The 20,909-nt window shown below is 51.1% G+C and carries 24 protein-coding genes; 10 read left to right on the top strand and 14 right to left on the bottom strand.

Annotated elements, in window-relative coordinates:
* Window positions 1-93 precede the first annotated feature (93 nt).
* The 6 genes from TH5_RS00005 to TH5_RS00030 form a co-directional block, all read right to left on the bottom strand.
* Complete coding sequence (locus TH5_RS00005) at window positions 94-759, bottom strand: hypothetical protein (RefSeq protein WP_147249975.1); 666 nt, start codon at window positions 757-759, stop codon at window positions 94-96.
* Between the two features lie 61 nt (window positions 760-820).
* Entirely contained in the window at window positions 821-1,390 is a 570-nt protein-coding gene (locus tag TH5_RS00010) for a hypothetical protein (protein ID WP_147249976.1), read from the bottom strand.
* Between the two features lie 5 nt (window positions 1,391-1,395).
* Window positions 1,396-2,196: a hypothetical protein gene (locus tag TH5_RS00015; protein WP_114119961.1), complete on the bottom strand. Its 801-nt coding sequence runs from the start codon at window positions 2,194-2,196 to the stop codon at window positions 1,396-1,398.
* Between the two features lie 10 nt (window positions 2,197-2,206).
* Window positions 2,207-3,130 (bottom strand): hypothetical protein, encoded by a 924-nt coding sequence (locus TH5_RS00020; RefSeq protein ID WP_114119962.1) that lies wholly within the window; start codon window positions 3,128-3,130, stop codon window positions 2,207-2,209.
* Between the two features lie 100 nt (window positions 3,131-3,230).
* Entirely contained in the window at window positions 3,231-3,641 is a 411-nt protein-coding gene (locus TH5_RS00025) for a hypothetical protein (RefSeq protein ID WP_147249977.1), read from the bottom strand.
* Window positions 3,642-3,780: 139 nt separating this feature from the next.
* Window positions 3,781-4,476: a uracil-DNA glycosylase gene (locus TH5_RS00030; protein WP_114119964.1), complete on the bottom strand. Its 696-nt coding sequence runs from the start codon at window positions 4,474-4,476 to the stop codon at window positions 3,781-3,783.
* Window positions 4,477-4,662: 186 nt separating this feature from the next.
* Between TH5_RS00030 and TH5_RS00035 the strand changes: the two genes are divergently transcribed.
* The 4 genes from TH5_RS00035 to TH5_RS00050 all read left to right on the top strand — a co-directional run bounded on the left by TH5_RS00035 (window position 4,663) and on the right by TH5_RS00050 (window position 6,843).
* Window positions 4,663-5,205 carry a hypothetical protein gene (locus TH5_RS00035; protein WP_114119965.1) on the top strand — a complete coding sequence of 181 codons (543 nt, stop codon included), beginning with the start codon at window positions 4,663-4,665 and terminating at the stop codon, window positions 5,203-5,205.
* Window positions 5,202-5,462: a hypothetical protein gene (locus tag TH5_RS00040; RefSeq protein WP_114119966.1), complete on the top strand. Its 261-nt coding sequence runs from the start codon at window positions 5,202-5,204 to the stop codon at window positions 5,460-5,462. Before TH5_RS00035 ends, TH5_RS00040 begins: the two co-directional genes overlap by 4 nt.
* Before the next feature lie 110 nt (window positions 5,463-5,572).
* Window positions 5,573-6,121, top strand: coding sequence for a hypothetical protein (locus TH5_RS00045; RefSeq protein ID WP_114119967.1), 549 nt, complete (start codon window positions 5,573-5,575; stop codon window positions 6,119-6,121).
* Between the two features lie 47 nt (window positions 6,122-6,168).
* The gene (locus TH5_RS00050) at window positions 6,169-6,843 is read left to right on the top strand and encodes a hypothetical protein (RefSeq protein WP_147249978.1); all 675 of its coding nucleotides are present in this window, start codon (window positions 6,169-6,171) and stop codon (window positions 6,841-6,843) included.
* A gap of 11 nt (window positions 6,844-6,854) precedes the next feature.
* On the opposite strand, the gene TH5_RS00055 is transcribed toward TH5_RS00050, so the two are convergent.
* Complete coding sequence (locus tag TH5_RS00055; protein WP_114119969.1) at window positions 6,855-7,445, bottom strand: hypothetical protein; 591 nt, start codon at window positions 7,443-7,445, stop codon at window positions 6,855-6,857.
* 147 nt (window positions 7,446-7,592) lie between these two features.
* Here TH5_RS00055 and TH5_RS00060 point away from each other — a divergent pair, with 147 nt between their 5' ends.
* Both TH5_RS00060 and TH5_RS00065 read left to right on the top strand, forming a co-directional pair.
* Window positions 7,593-8,567: a queuosine salvage family protein gene (locus TH5_RS00060; protein ID WP_114119970.1), complete on the top strand. Its 975-nt coding sequence runs from the start codon at window positions 7,593-7,595 to the stop codon at window positions 8,565-8,567.
* The gene (locus TH5_RS00065; protein WP_114119971.1) at window positions 8,567-8,887 is read left to right on the top strand and encodes a hypothetical protein; all 321 of its coding nucleotides are present in this window, start codon (window positions 8,567-8,569) and stop codon (window positions 8,885-8,887) included. The genes TH5_RS00060 and TH5_RS00065 overlap by 1 nt, the downstream gene beginning before the upstream one ends.
* Before the next feature lie 32 nt (window positions 8,888-8,919).
* Here TH5_RS00065 and TH5_RS00070 read toward each other — a convergent pair whose 3' ends face one another.
* Together TH5_RS00070 and TH5_RS00080 are read right to left on the bottom strand one after the other, a co-directional pair.
* Window positions 8,920-9,480: a MucR family transcriptional regulator gene (locus TH5_RS00070; protein ID WP_114120512.1), complete on the bottom strand. Its 561-nt coding sequence runs from the start codon at window positions 9,478-9,480 to the stop codon at window positions 8,920-8,922.
* A 713-nt stretch (window positions 9,481-10,193) separates the two neighbouring features.
* On the bottom strand, window positions 10,194-11,180 hold the full coding sequence (locus TH5_RS00080) for a Hint domain-containing protein (RefSeq protein ID WP_147249979.1): 987 nt from the start codon (window positions 11,178-11,180) through the stop codon (window positions 10,194-10,196).
* Window positions 11,181-11,804: 624 nt separating this feature from the next.
* Here TH5_RS00080 and TH5_RS00085 point away from each other — a divergent pair.
* Window positions 11,805-12,368, top strand: coding sequence for a hypothetical protein (locus TH5_RS00085; RefSeq protein ID WP_147249980.1), 564 nt, complete (start codon window positions 11,805-11,807; stop codon window positions 12,366-12,368).
* An 86-nt stretch (window positions 12,369-12,454) separates the two neighbouring features.
* On the opposite strand, the gene TH5_RS00090 is transcribed toward TH5_RS00085, so the two are convergent.
* A complete protein-coding gene (locus tag TH5_RS00090) occupies window positions 12,455-13,258 on the bottom strand; it encodes a hypothetical protein (RefSeq protein WP_114119975.1) in 804 nt (267 codons plus the stop codon).
* A gap of 185 nt (window positions 13,259-13,443) precedes the next feature.
* On the opposite strand from TH5_RS00090, the gene TH5_RS00095 reads away from it, so the two are divergent.
* The 3 genes from TH5_RS00095 to TH5_RS00105 all read left to right on the top strand — a co-directional run bounded on the left by TH5_RS00095 (window position 13,444) and on the right by TH5_RS00105 (window position 17,434).
* Window positions 13,444-14,127 carry a hypothetical protein gene (locus tag TH5_RS00095; RefSeq protein WP_147249981.1) on the top strand — a complete coding sequence of 228 codons (684 nt, stop codon included), beginning with the start codon at window positions 13,444-13,446 and terminating at the stop codon, window positions 14,125-14,127.
* A gap of 2,028 nt (window positions 14,128-16,155) precedes the next feature.
* Window positions 16,156-16,938 (top strand): 3'-5' exonuclease, encoded by a 783-nt coding sequence (locus TH5_RS00100; protein WP_114119977.1) that lies wholly within the window; start codon window positions 16,156-16,158, stop codon window positions 16,936-16,938.
* Between the two features lies 1 nt (window position 16,939).
* Window positions 16,940-17,434: a hypothetical protein gene (locus TH5_RS00105; protein WP_114119978.1), complete on the top strand. Its 495-nt coding sequence runs from the start codon at window positions 16,940-16,942 to the stop codon at window positions 17,432-17,434.
* Between the two features lie 36 nt (window positions 17,435-17,470).
* Here the strand turns inward: TH5_RS00105 and TH5_RS00110 are convergent, their stop codons facing one another.
* The 4 genes from TH5_RS00110 to TH5_RS00125 all read right to left on the bottom strand — a co-directional run bounded on the left by TH5_RS00110 (window position 17,471) and on the right by TH5_RS00125 (window position 20,892).
* Window positions 17,471-17,728: a hypothetical protein gene (locus TH5_RS00110; RefSeq protein WP_114120513.1), complete on the bottom strand. Its 258-nt coding sequence runs from the start codon at window positions 17,726-17,728 to the stop codon at window positions 17,471-17,473.
* Between the two features lie 279 nt (window positions 17,729-18,007).
* Window positions 18,008-18,217: a hypothetical protein gene (locus TH5_RS25205; protein ID WP_147249982.1), complete on the bottom strand. Its 210-nt coding sequence runs from the start codon at window positions 18,215-18,217 to the stop codon at window positions 18,008-18,010.
* 9 nt (window positions 18,218-18,226) lie between these two features.
* A complete protein-coding gene (locus tag TH5_RS00120) occupies window positions 18,227-19,090 on the bottom strand; it encodes a DNA/RNA non-specific endonuclease (RefSeq protein ID WP_114119980.1) in 864 nt (287 codons plus the stop codon).
* Window positions 19,091-19,224: 134 nt separating this feature from the next.
* The gene (locus TH5_RS00125) at window positions 19,225-20,892 is read right to left on the bottom strand and encodes a flotillin family protein (RefSeq protein WP_114119981.1); all 1,668 of its coding nucleotides are present in this window, start codon (window positions 20,890-20,892) and stop codon (window positions 19,225-19,227) included.
* Window positions 20,893-20,909: the final 17 nt, after the last annotated feature.

Raw genomic sequence — 20,909 nt, forward strand, 5'->3', positions numbered from 1 at the left:
TATTTCACCAATTTCTCGGCCGAGGGTGAAGACCGCCAAAGCGACGCCAAGGGCAAGAAAAAAGGTGACTGATTACAGTCACCTTTGATTTGCTTAGAGTGCCGGGGCAGGGGAGGCAGCGGCTGCCATCCTCTCAGTAACGATGGCCTTCGCGGCAGCGACTTCTTCCGCGTGGGTTTCAAATCCCATAGGCAGGCCACCGAGTTCAAAGCCTGTGCTTTCATCCCCCAGGACCAAGAATAGCCCGGCTGCACCCTTCCGTCGAACTTCGCTGAGGAAGAGTTCCATCCGTTCCTCCTGCTGTTCCATTTCATGGAAGCCAGCGATATTGTTTTTGGCCAGCCTGTCGAAGTTGCCACCAATCGGGAAGGCGCGCGCATCATCATGAAGCTCGAACTCTTTTGTGAGTTCGACGAGCCATAGTTGCCCTGCCTCTTCGAAAAGAATGCCGTTGACTTGGATATGTACGCCTGGTGACCGAAATGCTTTCGCAAAATGGCGACCTGTGTGACCGACAAACTCATGGTAGACGCGCACGTCACTACCGTCGAAGAGTTCAAGTCCGGTCTTACTGACAGTGAAAACCGTATCGCCGTAAAGTGCCCTGCGAGCTTCGAAATCAGACTGCGTTTCGCCGACAAAACTGACGTTCTTGTCCAGACAAACCGTCTCACCCGGAATGGCATAGTACCCTTGGACTTCAGCCAAAACCTCATCCGGGACTTTGACGCCATCATCGACAGAAATCTTGTATTCCATTTCACCTGCCCTTGAGAGTGGATTTGCCATGAGCATAAGCTCATCATTGGCAAGGGAGACGTCAGAATTGTCTCGCAGGGAACGTCTCACCGTAGACTTCGTGCATTTGCGCGCGTCGGTGAAGAATGGTCGGGTAGTCTGCCAGCACGTCATCTGGGACGCTGTTTATCTCACCCATCTTGATTGCGTACAGAACCTGACCGTAATTCCATGTCTCTTCCACCGAGACAATCACGCGGGCATCCAAAGCAATGATAGTCGGCCCTCGTCCGATATTCATGTCCCCCTGCGGGAGGATGATGGCATCGGTTCCAGCAGGAAGAGCCTGCCTGTACGCGTCAGAAACAAAGGTAAATCTCGACGCATTTTCAACATACGGCTTACGAATATCCAGCAGTATCCGCCAGACGCGTTCATTGTAGGACGACGCGTACTCCGCATTCTGTGCGATGAAGATGCCACCCGTCGAATATGGTGTTAACAAGTTCGTATCGGCCGCCCGATAGCCACGATACAATCCGGGTTCGGCCCGGGCAAAATCAGAAGGCGACATCATCCAAGATGCAATGCCTGGCGGTGGGCAAAGCTGAGGGACGTCCTGCCAAAAGCAGGTGAGTTCATCAAGAGTCATAAAACTCATCCGGGACGGTATCGAGTTGCGGCGGTGCTGAGCGGATTTACCGGTGCGATTTCGCTTGGCGACCGAAGAATGTCCTGGTGTGTGACCGGGCGAATGATGTTGTTTTGAATGTAGTCCAGCTTTTCTGGACCAGTTAACCCTGTTGGGACAATCTTTGCTGTGCTGACGCGCGTGAATTCACGCATCTTAAGTGCGCGTTCCTCTTCGGAGGGGGCATGTTGCTCAATCTTTGTCCAGCTTGGAAAAAGCAAAGGCACATCTCCTGTATTGAAGCACTCTGCCGTCACGCTCATCTTCGACCATAAATCAGATCCGGCATTCTTCGAAATTTCGAGCCATGTGCGTTTGCGTGATTGCCAATCTGCTTCGGAAATGCCCATTGGAACATCTGGACCATAGCTTTCATCGAACGAAAAATCCACGCATTGCGAGCTTTCGAACCAAGACTGCTTGTAATGGTGGGCGGCAACGCCCCTCAAAACGCCGTAGAACTCACCTTGATGCGGAATAATGGCGATGTTGCAGGTAAAATTATACGCTGACCACCGCTGATCAATGCCTGACATCATGAAGCAACGTGAGACGCCATCAAAGATGCTCTCTTCATCTTCATCACGAACCAGGGGAACTCCGGCTCGACGAAGGTCAACCCGCCAAAACAGTTCGGCAGCCATAAGTGAGTAGAGCAGCTTTTCACCAATCCTCGTCGCCTCCGGTCGCCAGTCTTGCACCTGTCCGAACACCTTGGGAAAATCTGCGGCCCGAAACTTGAACCCGTACTCGATATTTAGCGACATTGCAGATCTCTCATGGTTTCAAATTATCCGGAATACTGCGCTCGTACAAATTGTCAGGAACCGCGCACTCAGGAATGACTGGAGGCTTCTTAAGCAAGTCATCAAGTTTTGCCAGGACGACGTCCTCGCCCAACTCCCGAACAAGGGCATTCGTGCTGTCAAGGCTCTCCTTTACTTCAGCCAGATATGCCTTTCCTCTCTCTTCGTCGAGGAAGTTTCGAACACGATAGTGAAAGTTAACGAAATCGCTCGGCCTGAAAGCCTCGATGTCAGCACTGGACGACCTGAGGAACATATCGCAGATTGCCTGACGGGCGACTTTATCCAGTCTGCTTTCATAAGATGGAGCAGCTTTGCGGAGTTCCTCAATGGTGCTTCGGTTGCACAGACCTCTCTCGGGCGCACACGTGATGGTCAGACCACAAAGTGCCATCGTTGATGATGGGTGCCTGTTGAAAATGGCATCCCAAATATCACTTCTTGCTTCCCATTCTTCCTCGCTGACATTATCGGGGCCATCCGTCTGATTCTGATAATGGAAGTCAACGACGGATGGGTTGTCGAACCAAGCCTCGCGATAGCTGCTTTGTTCGACAAGCATCTGCCCATAAATCTCGCCATCGTGCGGATACAGAATGATTTCACATCCGAAGTCATGGAGAGGACTTCTGTGGCCTTTAATCAGCTCTCGCTCAATTTCATGCCAGTTGTTGTTTACAAACCTGTAAAGTGACGGGTTGGTTTGGTCTTTCAAATCAGGCATATGCCCCAAGGCAAGCATATCCAGCGTCGAAATCATATCGCCAGCATAGCGACGATCCATGAGCTCTTTTCGCATTGGGATCAGCTGATGCCTGAAGCTGTCGACGAGGGTGTAAGCATCGAGAAGTGACGGAACATCCAGGCGGAAGGCATCATAGATTTTAGTGCTCATATCAGAACCCAATGTAGATAAATTAAAGCATAGCCAAACACCAAAGGTGCCATGACTGGTGAGCGAGTGCTCAATTTCCCCTCCGGCACTACGGACGTGGCTATGCGGCGAAGGACATTCCAGCAGCCTCTGGATTGACAGCATTCCTTAGAATGGTGCCAGCTTGCCCCAGATACTCCATATCACCGTTCCCGTAGTGGGCGGTGACTGGCGCTGTGGAAAGAATCAAGTCTCTGTCCAAAAGCTCTTTCACAAACAGCGAGGCGTCTCCATCCTCCCCGCGTTGCAAGTTAAGAACAACCTCCGGAGAGTCGAGCAAAATATTGTCTATTGAACAATGGAACCCACCGGGCAGCATGAAATCAAGCTGCGGCTTTAGATTTCGCCACGGAATCTTATTCCCCTCTCCCCAGAAGAAAAGAATACTTGCATCAACCCCCAAAACAACAAATGTTCTTAGTCCGTCGTAAAGGCTTTGCGCTTCATAGTCGCGAACGTCAATAGTCTTCATTACGCCCTCCTTGACTTCGCTTCGGCGTAAGAAAACTAGCATATATGAAGGATAGCAACAAGCAAAAGGAGAGCGCACTAAGGAAAGAGTCACGATAGCAGCCTGTGGGCCGCGAAGAGTAATACCCGTCTCAAGATTATTATTCTGAGATCGCCCAGTTGACTGGGCTGATTCCTTCATTCAATAAGAACTGGTTTGCTGTCGAAAACGGTCGACTTCCAAAGAAACCTTTTCTGGCGGCGAAAGGTGATGGGTGTGCGGAAGCGATGACAGGGTTTTTCTGCGCGTCAATATGGACACTCAACTGTTGCGCATGCTGTCCCCATAGAATAAAGACGGCCGGAGAAGGCCGGTTGCTGACGGCTTGTACAATGGCAGTCGTAAACTGATCCCATCCCCATTTTGAGTGAGAACCCGGTGATTTGGTGCGCACGGTCAGGGAGGTATTCAGCAACAACACGCCCCGTTGAGCCCACTCTTCAAGGAACCCGTGCCGCGGTGGAGTGACACCGATATCGTCCTGAAGTTCCGTGTAAATGTTCCTGAGGCTTGGTGGAATTTTCTGCCCGCGCTGGACGGAGAATGACAAACCGTGCGCCTGGCCGGGGCCATGATATGGGTCCTGGCCAATGATGACCACTTTTACATCCTCAAGGCTCGTCAGCTCTAGCGCCCGAAAAATGTCGGAAGCGGCCGGGTAGAGGATGTTGCACGCCACCGCCTCGGCGTGCAACAAAGAGCGCAGGCTTGCCATATATGGCTTTGAGAACTCACCTGACAGTGCCGACCGCCATCCAGCGGGGATGTTCTGAGCGTCTAATTGGTCAGCATGCATAGAGGTTCTCCTTCGGCTCCACCATCAATATTGTGGAGCTTTTACATTATTGGCTATGGGGTGGCTACAAGATAGTGCGAGCGAAAGCATTTCTCTGTGCAATGGTGTCGAAGTTTCCACAGTTTCCTTGACATTTAAGGAGTAATTTACTCATATTCCTTTATATTGAAGGAGAATATGTGAAACATGAAATACCCGATTGCAAATGTTGTTCGCAGAAGTGCCGGGACCCCATCTGGTCGCGATCTAGCTATCAGCAGCAAGACGATCTTCTGGTTTCGGCGTGTACATGCGGCCGTTCACATTGCTCACGGTAACGAGACAATTGGCGAACCGGTTCATCTGGTGGACGAAGAGACTTTCATGGATGCTCTAGATGCCGCCCGGGCCGAAGCTGAAAGACTTGTTGAAAAATACAGTGTCGACATTCGTAGCAGCCTTGTCATCTACATCGATGCGGTAGTGAAAGACGAACCTTTTGTTGCCGCAGGCGATTTGGCCAAGCCTGACGGTGAAAACCTGCATTTCCCATTCTTCCTTTGTCCCGATCGGTGGTTGACGATAGAGGACGAAGTGCGCCTGTCTCAGAATGTCTCCGAGCGCATGCGTGTGTGGACTTCAGCCGCCTTGAGCACTGCAAATGACGTGAGGGTCGAGGCAATCCAGAGAAAGCTTTTAAAAGTGGCCCCACAGTCACTTTCACAGCAGGAAGTACAGGAGGCGGCATGATTGGCTTTTCATTTTACGAAACCTTTGGGAACAACATCCTGTCTCCAATTTGTGCAATCGCGTACGATCTCAGCGAAGCAGGAGAAAAGGTTCGGCAAAAGCCCGAGACCTATGCGGCTTTTAAAGAAGCCGTCTTTGACGCGCTTTCAAGCTACGCAGACCTCAAGCCGTATTCTCGTCTTGAGGTCGAAAGTACTGTGGACGCCTGGCTCAAGGCTAATGATACGACACCCGAGAAGTTGATGTTCCTGATGTAGTAGCTTGCGATAGCCTGGCAATAAACAAAAGGCCATCGCTTTTCTTTTCGTCTTCCTTGCCAGTCTGGCCCGTAACCTTCAAACGCCAGGTTCCTCTCAGGGAGAATATCATGTCGAACAGGTGGTTGCTGCTTGTCTTGGACAAAAGCGGAAAGTCAATTCTCACCAAATTTTACTTTGATGACGTCGATGAAGTCGTTAAATGCCGTGAGGAAATCGGTCGCCCTTGCACGATACTGGACCAGAAGACTCTGGTCGAGTACAGCAATGGACAAGCTTTACCAGGCGCCCAACAACTTGCCTTTATGGATTTATGCCGCACCCATCCGCGTTACGGCGCACTTCGACAGGTCGGGCCAGGGAGGCTGGCTCAGGTTGACCTGAAGCATCCAGTGCGGGCAGATCTACCTGAGTCACAGTTCGTCGAAATCCACTCAACAGTGTTGGTGGCCCAATTGTCGGTTATCGTTGAGGTAACGACAGGCATGTTCTTCTGGAACCAATCTGAGCAATCTTGGCGTTTCGAAAGAGAGGAGGACGCAGACGCGGCCGCCGCAGCTCTAGACCGATGTCAGGAGCAAATCATCGACATGGTTCTGGGGCGAATTCCGGCAGGCCCGGAACTCATGGAGAGCACTCCTTCACAAATGGCCCTATGATGGGTGCGCCGTTTCCAGCCCAGGGCTTGCTGGAGGCAGCTGGCCTCATGGAAGTACCCGGCGACCCTGTGAGAACCTGGCAGAGGGAGCTTAAGGATGGAACATCACTACGGCTCCGATATCTTGGTGACCCGGCAGATATCATCAATCCCATGGAACCCTTGTGGCGGCTGAGCAGAATTTGCCGTGCAGAAATGGGTCGCGTTCAGGCCACGCCTCTTTATAGCTTGTTCGAAGGGGTGGCGATATTGGCTCGGATGCCCAACCCTGGAACTCTGACTTTCAGAATTATTGACGATCTCCACTTGTCATCTCCGATTACTGTCAGTCAAGACGATGACTTCCCTGAGGTCCGTCAGTTGGCTGAAAGCGCCATGCTCTGTGAGGATACTCCTGCCATGTTGATACACGGATTCTGTCCGTTCTATCAGGATAGTGGCACTCAGGGATGGCGGAAGGCTCACCCGGGCGGTGGCGAAATCAGGCTCTACAGTATAGGGTTCAGTATTGGTGCCAGCGCTATCAATGCGCGTTGGTTTGCGACCAGATGTCGCCTGGGAGAGGGCGGATTTATCCTGCTTCAAAGTCTTCATGACATCACAGAGATATTTGACGTCGCCGAGCGGTTACCGATGCCTCCCTTAAACACAACAATGGTTTTCCATTCAGTGCGTGAAATGGAGGACGCATTTGGGCTTTGCCGCGATCTGGTACCAGTGTGAACAGTTAGACCTCAGTGCAGCTTTTTGCGTGGCACCACACCACTCTCGTGGCCCCGAGTAGCGCGTTTCATCAGCTTGTTAAAGGCTTGCCGGGCATCCCGTCGCTCTTTGAGTGTTGGCCTCTCTGTCGGAAGAAGGTGGGCCAAATGACCCTTACTTTCCTGTGTCGGCTCTGGCGGTCTATCCGCTTCTTGCAGGTCGATAATATCGCCATCCGCGTTGCGCTCAATCAGGTAGGGAAGAAGATAGGTCAATATACTGCCGTCACGCTCCACCCACGAGCCCACATGGACAAAAGCCTCCTTCCTGTCGGGATTTAGCGAAGGCCTGCCGCCGGGCTCAGCCATCCATGCCTCAAATCCGCTTGTAAGACCCCAAATGTCGTTGGCTACGCAGGCAAGCCGGATAAGCTCGGAGATTTTAGGTTTCGATTCATCGGAAACTTCTTCGAACTGAATGTGGTGAACCTGATTGTCACGTCCATAGAGACGGAAAATCAGGGGGAGCCGCCCATCTCTGAGCAAAATGCTCTGAAAAACTGAAAACTCTTCCTTCATAATTTCAAGGAGGATCTCTTTATTTTTGAACTCTTCGGAAGACATATCAACTCACCACCAGAAAAACATTGCATTGGGGATATCAGATCGATTGCCCAACCTCAATAAAAACGTCTCGGCCAGTTTCACAAAGTAAAACATATTGACATTTTCCTTTGTGTTGGTAGTTTTGCTTAAATTTTGGAGCAAAACATGTTCACGGAAAACATTGAATCCTTGCGCTACGCGAGAACCGCGACGTCTCTATATGAGGCTTGCACCGATATCATGATTCAGAGTCCATACGTTAAATATCATCCCGAATGTCTGGACACTCTGGTTGATTTCGCCCAGAAGGCCTCTGTGCCGGACGTTACCTATGAGGTCAGACACCCGGGTCCGGCCGAAGCCTGTTTCGACATCGCATTCAATTCCGCGATGAATGGTGGTTATTTCTACAAGGCCGCTGACACGGATGACGGCGAAGCACTTCAGTGGCAGGTTAATGGGTCCGGCTCTCAGGCGATGTATTCGTGGCTTGATAGCCTCAATCAGGAAGGCCTTATTCCATCATTTGGTTGCCAAGGGCTGACTGATGAATTGCGTTTGCGGATTGATGAGCATCTGAGTGGCGTACCTTATGCTGTGGAGCGTAGGAAAATCTTTGAAGAGTTCTTTGACCAGGACGCTCAGTACCGCTTCAGGCAATTGATGCAGAACATCCTTGGCGAGGCCAACTCGTTGAAAGATTGCTGTTTTAGTTGGGATACAGTCTGCGCAATCGCCGATATTTTTCCCCAATCCTTTAAAATCGACCCTTTCAAGAAGAAAGCGTGCCTTTCTGTTTTGTTGATCACCTGTTATCTCACTCGTTTGGGCTATCAGGTTCAAACCGATATCGTCATCCCCTCGGACTATCAAATTCCACGGATTTTGGCTTTTCGTGGCGTTCTTCAGCTTTCGGATGGTTTTGAAAGAGCACTCAAGTCCGGGCGTCTTCTGGAACCGAAGTGCGATGCTGTGATGCACTTTCGAGCTGCCGCCATCGTTGCTTGCAGGGACTTGGCGAAGTTGTCCAACGTGCCGGACTGGTTAGTTGACCAGGCCCTTTTCAATACGTTTCGGGTGAACGACGACTTTCGAAAAGGCGCGCTTCCGCCAATGAAAATCAATGGGATTTGGTTCTGATGATTGACCCTCGCATCACCGACTTACCTGCCTTTCTGAAAGAGGCAGGACTTGAGCCGGTCGTTTCTCAAAGGTATCACCAAATTCACGATGAAGGGTTTGATTTGGGACATGATCAGGCCCAGCCGGATGGGACATTGGTGAATGCCGCAATTTGGTTCCTTACCGGTGACGAAGCTTTCTGCCCTTGGCCTGGAACGCGGCATGTGCCCGACAAGAAGGGCAGAATTGATACATTGGCCAAGGCTAGCGCCTTTCTGGCCGCCGAAATCGCGCGTCTGAAGGCCAGAGAAAATGAAGAAGCCTCCCAACAGGACTAGACCTATGGGGAGGCTCTTGTAGTACCAAGCACTTACATCGACAGCGAGGGAGCTGCTTCCGCACTCCTGTCGAACCGCGGGGAACTGATCTGAGCCGGTTCGGACTTTCGGACGCGTCGCGTATGCGTGGTTTTCCCAAGTCCGGAAGCGATGGCCGAGCGTGACTTGGCGTCGATGACTTCCTGACAGACCAACGGATAGTCATCCGGGAGGCCATGCTTGATTTTGTACTCTTCCGGCGTCAAACCGAAGCGTGTCGCAAGCGGACGCTTCAGCATCTTGTAGGGCTTCATGTCTTCGAAGCAAATCAGGCAGTCATGCTTGATGGAAGCCTCAATCTCCTCGGGTGTTTTCTTTACGACCGGCTGGACAGGCGCGATATCAACCTTGCATTGGTTGAAAAAGGCCACATCCTCCTCGGAGACAGGTGTCCCGCTTGCAATCGACACCAGACGCTCATGCACATGGGTGATAAGGTCAGGAACGGCAGCAGCGTCTACCGAGTTGTGGCCAACATAGGCCAAGACAACCCGGACAGTGGCATCAAAGGTTGTCTCAACAACCTCGGTTGCAGGTACTTCAGGATGGGACATGTTCTTCTCCATCAAATTCAGGCTAGTATCGAGCCATTTATCAGCGACCAAAGGATTGTTTTACTCTATCTGGGCGACGAGCTTCCCGATAGCACGACATTTTATTGCCGTACAAGGATAAAGTATCCTTTGGTACCTTCATTTTTATTAGACTTCCCCGTGAAATCTTCACGCCCCATTTAAAAGCAAAAATATGCAAGAGACTCATTTTTAAAGGTAATTCTTAAGGAAAGAAGAAAAAGATGCTTAATTGGATAGATTTTTTTGAGACATTGTAAAATAAATTGCTTCTAAACTCAGGTGGTGTTAGCTCGAGTTCTGGACTTTTACAACTATTTGTTGTCACTCCTGGAGGATGTGAAGCGTTTCTAAGCGTTTCAACGCCTTCCCATATTGTGATAAGCCTCCGCATTTCAGAATGAGGTGCATGAGGCAAACTGGTCTGGTTAAACTCAGGAGCCAGAAGCTACAGAATTGCAGTAAAATGTTACAAATCAATTGATTGACGAGCCATTGTTCCATCGACATCTTGAAGTAGTATTGCAGTTCCCTGTGAAGTTTGCCGTAAATTTTGTCTCCTTTCCAAAGTTGTCGCTGCCCCAGGGCTGAGAGCGCTACCAGTGGTAGAGCTCCCTGAGCAAGTAACAAGAAAAGCAGGATGTTTTTCTGAAGAACCGTGAGGAATAGTTTTGCTTTTTTGTGTTACGGTGTGATCAGAATGGCTCACTTTTACGAGCTGTGTTGTGCGTCACGATAAAGTCGTCGGTGACGTAGAGATGATCCGCCGCGGCAACAGAGATGCACTGGCACCTCTTCGTTCCTACATATTCGACGCTTTCCATTGTGCGAACCGGTTCGTTGTACCTTGCTGCGGCCGCCCATCTCTCACACCGCTCTGGTTCAGAGAATGGGACGATATCGCGAGGAAGGCAAATATTGACGATGTGATGCCCATCCGTTTCACTACTCAGGAACCTGGTTCTGTTAAAGGTCGCTTTAGCCGTGCCACCAAGTGAACGCACTAATGTGGACACAGCCTCACTCATGCGCTTTGAACCCGTTGCGAACTCGACTGCCCCGGTATCTTCCACAAGGCCAGCCACATCCATCAATCCTTGCAATAGAGATACTCTTGACTTGATGGGGATACAGAGACTGTCTCTTGGCAAACCGCTATCAGGGGACAGCGCCGACCAAATAGCAGACTGGAATGTCAGGTTAGAATGTTGCTCAAAGAGGTTCGCAGCTTCATTTTTGGCTGCCATGCCCGGTGATGTGGCCCCGGCAAGCAATAGGCCCAGCTGATAGGACGATCCTTCACTTATATCTTTCGCATCGAAATGAGCGGCTGCCATAACGGGAATGCTATGTCGGGGATTGTTGGCATTATCAAACAGGTTGTCCATGACCTGTTTAAGACTGAGAACTCGAGAAACCTTGTTGGCGGCACGCCGATATGGCGTGTTCACATCCCAAAGATGCTCATCACAGCATTCGACTGATGCGCCGTCGGAAAAGGTAACCCGGTAAACATCACGCGGCCCTTTTGGAAAGACACCGGTTACTGGTGTGGGAAATCCGTTCGATCCTATTACCAGTTGTCCGATCCGCATATCGGACATCGCCATCCACCCGCGAGGAGTAAGTACCTTCGCATCAAGCGGCTGGGCATTCCCTTGTGCCGATACGTCTACCGACATGTGCCGGGCTTCCTGGAGTACGTAGTCTATTAGAATAGACCTCTCACGCCCGTCACATAGGCGAAACAGTGCGCCGAACTTGCAATACCGGCTTGGTAGCATTGATACCTCCTTGCGAAGGCTTTCAACAGACGGGGGAAGGAATTCCGGCATTATGCCATCACTGCACGTAACAGGCATCGCCGCTGACAGCCATATAAGTTGTTTGATGTGATGATCGGTGTTCGGGATGAGCACACCCGCCCCCAAAGCACGAGCTTCGGAACCAACGAAGCGGCCCAACCGGACCTGATGTTCTACGCTTGTCTCAAGCACCCAGTGGTCTTCCGTTCGCGATAGTGATACCTCTGGAAGGGTTTCTTTTGGCCAAATAAAGTCGGCCAAAGAAGCGGGCAATGCCGATGCCCACGCGTCAGAGCTTTGCTCATTATGCTTCATCATGCCAGGCGTCACGAGTATCTTTCCTTAAAACAATAAGGATAATGCTTTCCCGTAAAGGAAAACATGTCAACGGTTTTCATTGATTTATAAGAATTATGTGCGTCCTGCGATGGTTTAACTTTTTAGAGTTGCGCGTTTTAGTCTTCCGGGTGAGAATTGTGGAAGTTCTTCTTTGGGGGCGTTATGTATTCCTTGATTGTAGCCGTTATTTCGATAACGTTAGGCGTCGGAATTGCCCTTTCCACCGTCTACTATGGCGGCGAAGCCTTCACTGCCTCCTCAGCCAAGACGCGGGCAAATACAGTATTGACTGCCATGCAGCAAATCAAAGCAGCAGACCAACTCTTTGAGGTTGAAACCGGGGCACCCGCGACGTCAATTGACGACCTTGTGACGGCGGGATATCTCAAATCCACACCGAGTTTTTCTGGACAGTGGGAGCCGGTGAAGATTGTATCTGCGATAACCGAGGTCAACCAGCCACCGAAGCGGATTGCTATTCTGGACGTGTCCTCAAATGATGGTTACTTGCAGGGCCTCCTTGACGAAGGGGAGCTGGTCTGTACAGAAATCGAAAAGCTCAACGGCCCTGGCACTCTGGATGCGTCCTCATATATTGGGTTTCGCAATCAACAGTCGACTAACGACAATATGGTCGCCTACGCTCAACAGGTTTTGTTCGACTGCATGGAATATGCAAGCTTTGGGTCTCCACGAGGAATCTTTGCGATTTTCTACCGACTTTAACCGTTCCCGCCTTCTTAACTTACTCCGAAGGGGAGAGGTCATTACGGTTCTGTCGCTTACTATCGTGTCCGGTAACACCCGCAGCCCTATTGCGAGGCTTTGATTTCACCAGGCCCGCAATCGAAAATGGCGTTATTCTTATCGTAGATCTCGACTTTGTTTTCGGAGTTGTATTTGTCATCATCAACAAGTGCGCCGATATACACGTAATCGTCTGGCATTTGCAGCCGATGCTCCCTGCGTTCATCTGAGGGAATGTCATCAATATTTACCAGGTGATAACGCTCGCTGTCGGCATACTGGATCTGAAGGTCAATCGGCTCATCAACATTGTCGGGTAGGGTTTGAATAACCAGCTCGCTGCCTTCCAGCTTCATGTCTACGCGCCGAAAGACCGGTACGTCCGGATGTGCAGGGTTCGGCAGGATGACATCGGGGATGGCGGCACTGAACAGATGCGCACCAGATTTGGAAAAGGCTTCGATCGCGAGCAGCGTATTCGCATATGTCAGATTGTATTCGGCTTGCCAATATTGCATCGACATCCCGCAATTGCCGCCGTCATCATCGCAAATACCTTCTGCAAACTCACGGAATGGCCCCCGCTCAGTCTGGAAAAAGTAGGAGCCGTCATCGTTCACAGGCAGCTCGGCAACGACATCATTCACAATATCCCTGAACTTTATACGGCCAATGTCGTGAACGGTGTCTGGGGTGATGCCGGGAATGTCGAAAGCAATTGTTGTGTGCAGGACCTCGTCATTCTGCGTGCATGCACTCTGTGTTTCATAGCGATTGTATTTGATAAACCAAGAGCCCTTTATGAGCTCGGGCATATCCTTCAGAGACGATGCAGCATGTGCAAAGGACAGTTGGACTGATGTAAGCATCAGAGACACTGCTCCGGCCGTAACAGCTCTCAAAATAGTCATGTAAGGCTCCAGACATGCGAAGGGTTTCATTGAGCATGGCTCGAATACCCTCAATGCCACAAGCAAAAGATGGGAATGTCCTTTGAGTTTTCCTTAAGATGTGGAATCCTGATTAAGGATATTTCAGCAAAGGGTCGGGTCTAGTGGCATCCATCAGACAATACTTTATGTCCCGCGTCGGGCGCAATCTCACGTGGAAACTGACCACCGGATCTACGAGGTTTGGCGATCCGGCATACCGGCAATACACGATTGTTATACGTGGGCTGCATGGTCTCGAGCTATTCGCAACGGTTGAGTCCTCTGACTACGACGCAGGTGATAATCCCATTTCGCGCATACCTCAAGACCATGGCGTTGCCAGAACCAGCCTTGAGCTAGCCTTTGACTCTATGGACGCATTGGAATCACTTTGCCGTGCCGCAGATACTAAGTTTTTTGCAAAGCATGGACGAGACAAGGTTCCCGATCGCTCTCAGAAGGTTAGTCAGGGCATCGAGCAGAGAATAGCGGCATTGCGCAAGGAAGCGACACCGCCAACTCCCCAAAGTCTCGACAGGTTTTTGGCGTTCTGGAAAGACCAAAAAGGTACGGTGTTACCCGCTTTATTCACAGCTGATGATGGAACCATCAGGGCGCGCTGGCAGGATGGAGCAAACAAGACCCTGTGGGTCTCGTTTCCTGCCAAAGGCCAACTCTCTTGGAGCGCAAGCATTCCACGCGTGGGAGGACATGGCTTGTGTAAATTGTCAGCCCGGTGCCCAGAATCTCAAGACATTCTTGTGTTTGCCAAGTTAATCGGGATTGATACCGAAATTACAAGATAGGCCCCGGCAAGCGACAAGGGGCAGCTGACTAATACGGAATTCTGATAACCGTAGATGGAAACTATCCATCATCCACTGTTCAACCCGAGCGTCGACACTCTGTCAGCAGCCTCTTTGATGGTCTGTAGCCAGTATCAAACTGTGGAACACCTTAGGGCGTGGCACAACGCCACGCCCTAAGGTTTGTGTTGTCAAAGTCTCCATTGGGAAACATGACAGGCAAAATCACCGCGCTTTGCACGTGTAGACACTGTAGTACCGAGAAGGAACCGCAAGCTGAGGGCTCCACGAAGAGATTCCCGTATCAGATGCCGACGCTAAGATGATATTACTTTTCTTTTTCAGGCGAAGATAAGCGACTGTTGGCGGATCAATATAGCATTCACTGCCGACAACACATGCTCCTACTGGGGGATTGGTCGAACAGGCCTTTCCTTTGCCTCCAAAGTGAATGTACTCATGGACCACAACAGGACCCGACCAATACGTTGTTGGCTCGGGAACACACGACCATCCAGAGGAAATGTAGTCCGCATCGCAGGCGACACTGACCGTGATCCATTCCGTTCCATCCCAGTGCTGTGTCTGAACACCATTCGCAACATTCACGGTTCTGGTACTGTTGACACAATCCATGCCTGTCTGACCCTCTGAGCCGCAAGCAGGTGGTTCATCGACAACACAATATTCTTCTGCGAAACTTCCGCTTAGTTTACCTTTGCTGCACACCCGGGTCTCAGAAACGCAGTTCTCATTGTGAGGGACAGACTGGGCTTCATAAGCCAGAGAAGAATCACCATTGCTCAGTCGGCCACCCCATGGCAGATCGCAGGTCTCTGGTATCGCCTTCACTCCCTCTGCGTGATGACGGTAGATGTAATCTGCTTCTGCTCTGGCACCTAAAAATGCGGTGAGAACGACCAATGCCAAAAGTAGGCTTAACCTCATTCGACTTCTCCATTTTGTTGCGATAGGAAAGACAGCGGCAGCTTGAGTGCCCGCCAGTGTTCACCTGGTCATCGATCAGATTTCCTACAAGTTTGCGTGATTATCCATTATTTCGCTAAGAAATATCAAGGAAAATGCAAGCGCGGTTGGGCTGCCTTTGGAAAAAAGTTGACAACCCGGTTCAACAACGAAGAGACGCTTCAGTTATTAAAGGACTAGTGCACATGGACACCTGAAACCTATCTACACTGAAATTGCATTGGCTGTCTCATCGTCGGGGGAGGTGCCATTACCCAGGCATAACCGTAGGCCCCAATTGGTGAGCAAGGGCTGGTTGCAGATATGTTTTCTGTACCTTTGTTGCCTAGCCCCAGCTGCACCCATTTCCCAGTATTGGCGACACAGGTTTGGCCCGATGCTTTGTAACCTGAGTCACACGAAACACTTACAAAATCCCAATCGCTACCATTCCATTGAAGCGTCTGCACACCGTGTGAAATTGCCGTAGTTTTGGTGCCGTTGATGCAGTCAAGGCCCGACTGGCCTTCCGAGCCACAAACAGGAATCGGTTGGACCGTGCACAGTGATTGCGTGAAAGACCCGCTTAACTGACCATCCCTGCAAACTCTCGTCTCGAATGAGCAGGTTTCCGTGTGTGGCACGCTTTGTTTCTCGTAGGCGACGATATCCTCACCGTTTGTCAGACTGCCACCCCATGGGATGTCACAGGTATCGGGCACGACTGCCACGTCGACGGTTTTGTGCCGATAAACAAACTCTGCGTCCGCCGGGCTTGCGAACGAACTTGCCGCGATGATGACGCAGCTCCATAAAAATGTCTTTACTCGCACTTTATCCCTCCAAAACCGCAACTCACGATAGTGAGTCTTATTTGCATCTATGGAAAATTAACATGAAAGAGGAATTCTATAAAGAAAAACGGACGCATAACAGGTGCTTCCTTGAAATCTTTCCCAAATGTATTCCTTTACGTCGATGGGTCATTCTTGGTATTCCTTACTTTCCAGCCAGCGTCATAGGATAATGACTAAGGTCAATTTATGGTTATAGGAGAGGTCGATGTCTTCGATCCCACAGTCCCCGATTGCGTGCGGCGCATATGGTCCAATTGCACATGACATGGTTATCGTTGGAGATACGGAAACAACGGGCCTATCCCCGTTCCCAGGCCCTGATGGCAACACAGCCGGTGAGCGCCTGTGTTCAGTCGGTTTCCATCGCCTGGTTCGGACGAAGAGCGGGTGGGCCACCGAAGACAGCTTTTCACAACTCGTCAATCCTCTCTGCCCGGTACCGCCGGAAGCGTCCGCCGTCAACGGCTTCGAGTGGTTACCTGATGGCGGTGCGCTTGAAGATGGCAAAATTAACCTGGCTGGGTACCCAATCTTTGATGAGATTGCCGAAGAATTGATGAGCTATCTCGGCAATGCTCCCCTGGTGTTTCACAACAGTGCCTTCGACTTGGCTTTCCTGGATGCCGAGCTGACTCGTCTCGGACACCACGCGCTAACCGCAAACCCAATTATTTGCACAAAGCAGGCGTTTTCAGACATGCTCGGCAAGGGGCGGCCAATGTCCTATGTATCTGGCACCAATCTGAACCGGCTGTGCGAAACACTGGGGGTCGACAATTCAGAGCGGTTTGAGCCGGAAACCGGTAAAGAACTTCATGGGGCCTTGATTGATGCCAGGATGGCGGCAAGCTGCTTCGCAATCTTGGAGCCACTGGGGTGGATGAAGGAAGAAGATGCCCGTATCTTCCCACATCACGTTGAAGGTCGTCTCAATCAACTGACGCTGGATACAATGTCGTCCGAGCCCGCGGGCATGGGGATGGTCTGATATGTCGGCATCGATGTCTCTGAACTACGCGGGTTACGTGTTCATGTGTGAGGTGCTGAAAGGCAATGCACGTGACAAGATTGAGGCGTCGATAGGCAAGAGGTTTCACCCTTGGCATTGGTCAGCGCACCTGTTTCCAGGCTTGAGCGAGTTGCATAAGCAAGACCCCCGCGCCTATGAGGGCGAGTGGTTAAAAGACGATACGATTGTGGAATTAGTACTCTCTGATGAGGCAATCAAAAACCTCTCTGAGATACTCCTCGAAGAGCTATTGTCCTATGAAGAAAGGATCAGGCAGCCCCAAAGGGAATTGGAGCAGATTTGCTCTCCCATTGATTGGGAGGCTACGGACCGTGAAACTTTTGAAGAGTTGCTGTATTTCACACAGAGGCTTGGCGTCGAGATGCCTGAAAGGCTAAGGTCAGACGCAGAAGCACTCATTGTGGAGAGGCAGCCTGATGTTGATGCGCTGATGTCGAAGCAAGCTAAATCCTGAGTTGGTGATTGCCTGCTTGAAAACCCGCTGCAAGCCCTAGAATGGATTTTCGATACTGTCTGTCCGAGCGTCGTCAATGGTGCCGGGCAGCGCATTGACTTCGCTTTCAAGCGCGGCCGTAACACCATCAAGGAGCTGTTTAAGCTGTCGGGCGACGGCGAGGCCATCTTTGGATCGCTTGATATCAATGGAGCCGAACAAACTGACCCGGTCGACCCGATTTTCGATAGTAAGTTCACCAAGCTGAAGAACTTGCTCTTCATTTTCGAATGGGGCGAATTTTTCAACAGACATTGAACGTTCCTTGATTGAGGGGAAGAACGGCAACAGGTGTTCATTCAAACATTGGCTATCGCCGGTACTATCTAGATAGTCCGACAGTGGCCTTGGATTTCAAATGGTTCAGAATAGACCTTTGCATCAATACCGACGTCAGCAAACCGTCGAAGAGTTTGCTTCACGTCAAACGAAGAACCTCTGCTGACGAGCACCAGCTCAGGGTGTAGCCTGAGAATGGTACTCGTCTTCCGTGTCAGCTCTTCCTCCCCGGTCGCGGCGGAAAGGACTAAGGTTTTAGGATTTTTGCGGTTCGCGAATGCGGTTTCGGGCTGACGTGTCGTTTCCATCATAGAGCTTCTTCAGTTTGGTTGGGGTGATGGTTGGCATGATGGATTGTCCAGGGCTTAAGGTAAACCAACAGCCTCCATGACCAACAGCTTGAATGTCGGGTTTCAATTGATCCTGTTCGTGATTGCCAACAGGGGTGTTCATTTTTGCTACCATGAAAACCTCTTACCTACGAATCATGTTGAACAAGGCATCGCCAATCACTTTGGCAGCCTGACTGGATTTATTCTGTTCCGAAGACGATACCTTCTGCCGATTGTAAGCGATGGGGTCGGGCAAATCGACAAGCTGCTGTTTGACAGCGGAAGTCAAAGAAGGGAAGGGGTCAATCCCGGTCATTTCTGCGAGGTCCTGGATAGAGATTTCCTGCCATTCACTCCCGGAGGCATTCACCGTCAGATATGCAGACGCCATATTCTGGGATGGGACATAGACAGCTTTCCAGACATGTGTGGGGATAACCACGCGGCGCTTCAGCGTTTCCAGACGGCTTCCGATAAACGCTGGCCCGGAAACGACGTAAACCTCGCCCGTATTGAAGGTAAGTTCACGGACAGCACGCTCAATGTTTGCCCATACCCCACGGTTATTATTGGGGGCTTGGGGAATCATGTTCGCCATTGAAAAGCTTTCATGCTGCGTCTCGGGATCGGGCATATCCGCCGATGGTGCCAGATGCCCTCGATCCCAGCCCGACCGCTTATAATCCGAAAGCTCTGACCTTTCGTCTTCTGGAAGCCGCTGTTCCTCGTGGAACGTATCGTTCCGTTCATCACCGCGCGCGTCCGAAAGGCGCGCCACAGTAAGATATTCGGCAGAGAACAACGGGGTTCTCGTAATCCCGCTATGCAGGACGCCAAATGCCTCAAAGCAGACCTCGCGGGTTTTCGGTGCGAGTTTCTGATTGATAATATCTGGAGCTTCCCCATTGACATAGTGGCTCGGGCAGGCGGTGGGGGCTGCGGATGCTCCGGAGATGCTCACAAGTGTTGCAGCTACAAGAATAGCGGCTGCTGAAATTCTTTGCATGGTGATATCTCCGAATTGAATTGCTCCCTCAAGAATAGACGGTTCACTATCCTTGTCAACATTTAAAAAGGGCTGGCACTTTGCAGCGCCAACCCCTTAGGATGCTTTGGTTCTTTCGACAAGCGCAGACGCTGTTAGGCCGCCGTTGTGTTGTCTTCGGTCATGACAGCATCAGTGACACTGCTGTCATCGTTTGACGCTTCAGCTTCAAGCGATGAGGCCGCTTCTTTCGCTTTCTCAACCACAGCATCGTAGGCTTCACCGGTGATATTGGCGCCAAGTGTTTCCGACAGCCCTTGAGCTGACATGCTGGAAATTCCTGCCTGTGCCAGTAGCTTGCTCAACAAGGGGTTGCAGGCTTGGAACCTTAGCGCCGAGTTCACAATCTGCTCTGGAAGGCTACCTGAGCTGGCATTGGATACCCCTTGCCCGACATTTCCGCCACCGACAAGTCCGTCAAGACCGCCAATCTGGGCAATATTGATGCTGTCGATTTTTTCCATCGGCTTGACAGATTGCGCAATAATTTCCGGCAGTGCTGCATGCAGGCTGCGGATGATGTGCAACTGACGAACACCTTCCGACATAACGTTTTCGGCTTCAATGAGGGCGCGTTTGCCGTCAGCTTCAGCCTGGAACCGACGCATCATGGCATCAGTCCGGACATTCTCGGCATCAGCTTCGGCACGTGCCTGAATGAGAGCGGCCTGCGCCTGTTCTTCCGCCTTGACCAGGTTAACAGCCTTCTCACGTTCAGCGACTTCAACCGTCCGGGCAGTCTCGATCGCCTCGGTAGCCTTCACAGCACTTGCTTCGGCTTCTGCGGCCTCTTTACGCGACAGCGAGACTTCCTTCGACGCATTAGCGACCGAAGCGTCCGTTCTTTGCTGTTTGAGTGCCAGATTTTCCTGCGCCTCGATTTCAGCAATTTTAATCGCCTGACCGGACTTGATTTCGGCTTGACGAGCAGACTGATCCGTTTCGGCTTTGCGAGCAGCGATTTCCGCGCGCTGAAGGGCACGCGTATTCTCGACTTCTCGTTCCTGGGCGGCTTCAGCAATTTCGGCTTCAAGCTGCATATCGAGAGTGGACTTCTTGGCATCCACGTCCTGGCGTTTGATAGCAACTTCGGTGGTGCGCTCGATATTATTGCGCTCTTGGCGTTTGCCTTCCGTAATCTCACGCAGCTTCTTGAGACCGGCCGCATCGAAGGAGTTGCCCTCGTTCAGATATTGCTCGTCCGTCTGGTCAAGCTGGATAAGCGAAGCGCCTTCGAGCTCAAGTCCGTTCTTTCCGAGTTCTTTGGAAAGAGTGTTCTGGACGTTCTGGACGAACTGTTCTCGTTTGCGGTGGAGTTCCTCAAGGTTCATCGTCGAGGCGACCGAACGCAATGCGTCAACGAATTTACCTTCAACAAGTGCTTGGATTGCGCCAACATCGTTGGTGGCCTGACCGAGAGTTGTCGCGGCTACTAGAATGGATTCCTTGTCAGCCTTAACGCGAACATAGAATTCAACGGAAACATCGGCGCGCATGCTGTCTGCGGTGATGAGAGCGTTGGATTTGTCGCGATTGACGATAAGTTTCCGTGTCTTGAGGGACACCGGCGTCATGGCATGGAAAACCGGAAGAACAACGGCACCGCCGTCCAGGATGACTTTCTCACCGCCAAGACCGGTGCGGACGAATGCCTGTTCCTTGGTGCTCCGCTTATACAAACGGGCAAACACGAAGCCGATGGTGCCGAGTGTCACTGCGGCGATGACAAGAAACGCCGCAACATAAATAAGGATATCAATCATACAGGTTTACTCCAGGG

Source organism: Thalassospira xianhensis MCCC 1A02616 (assembly GCF_003326475.1).
GTDB lineage: Bacteria > Pseudomonadota > Alphaproteobacteria > Rhodospirillales > Thalassospiraceae > Thalassospira > Thalassospira xianhensis.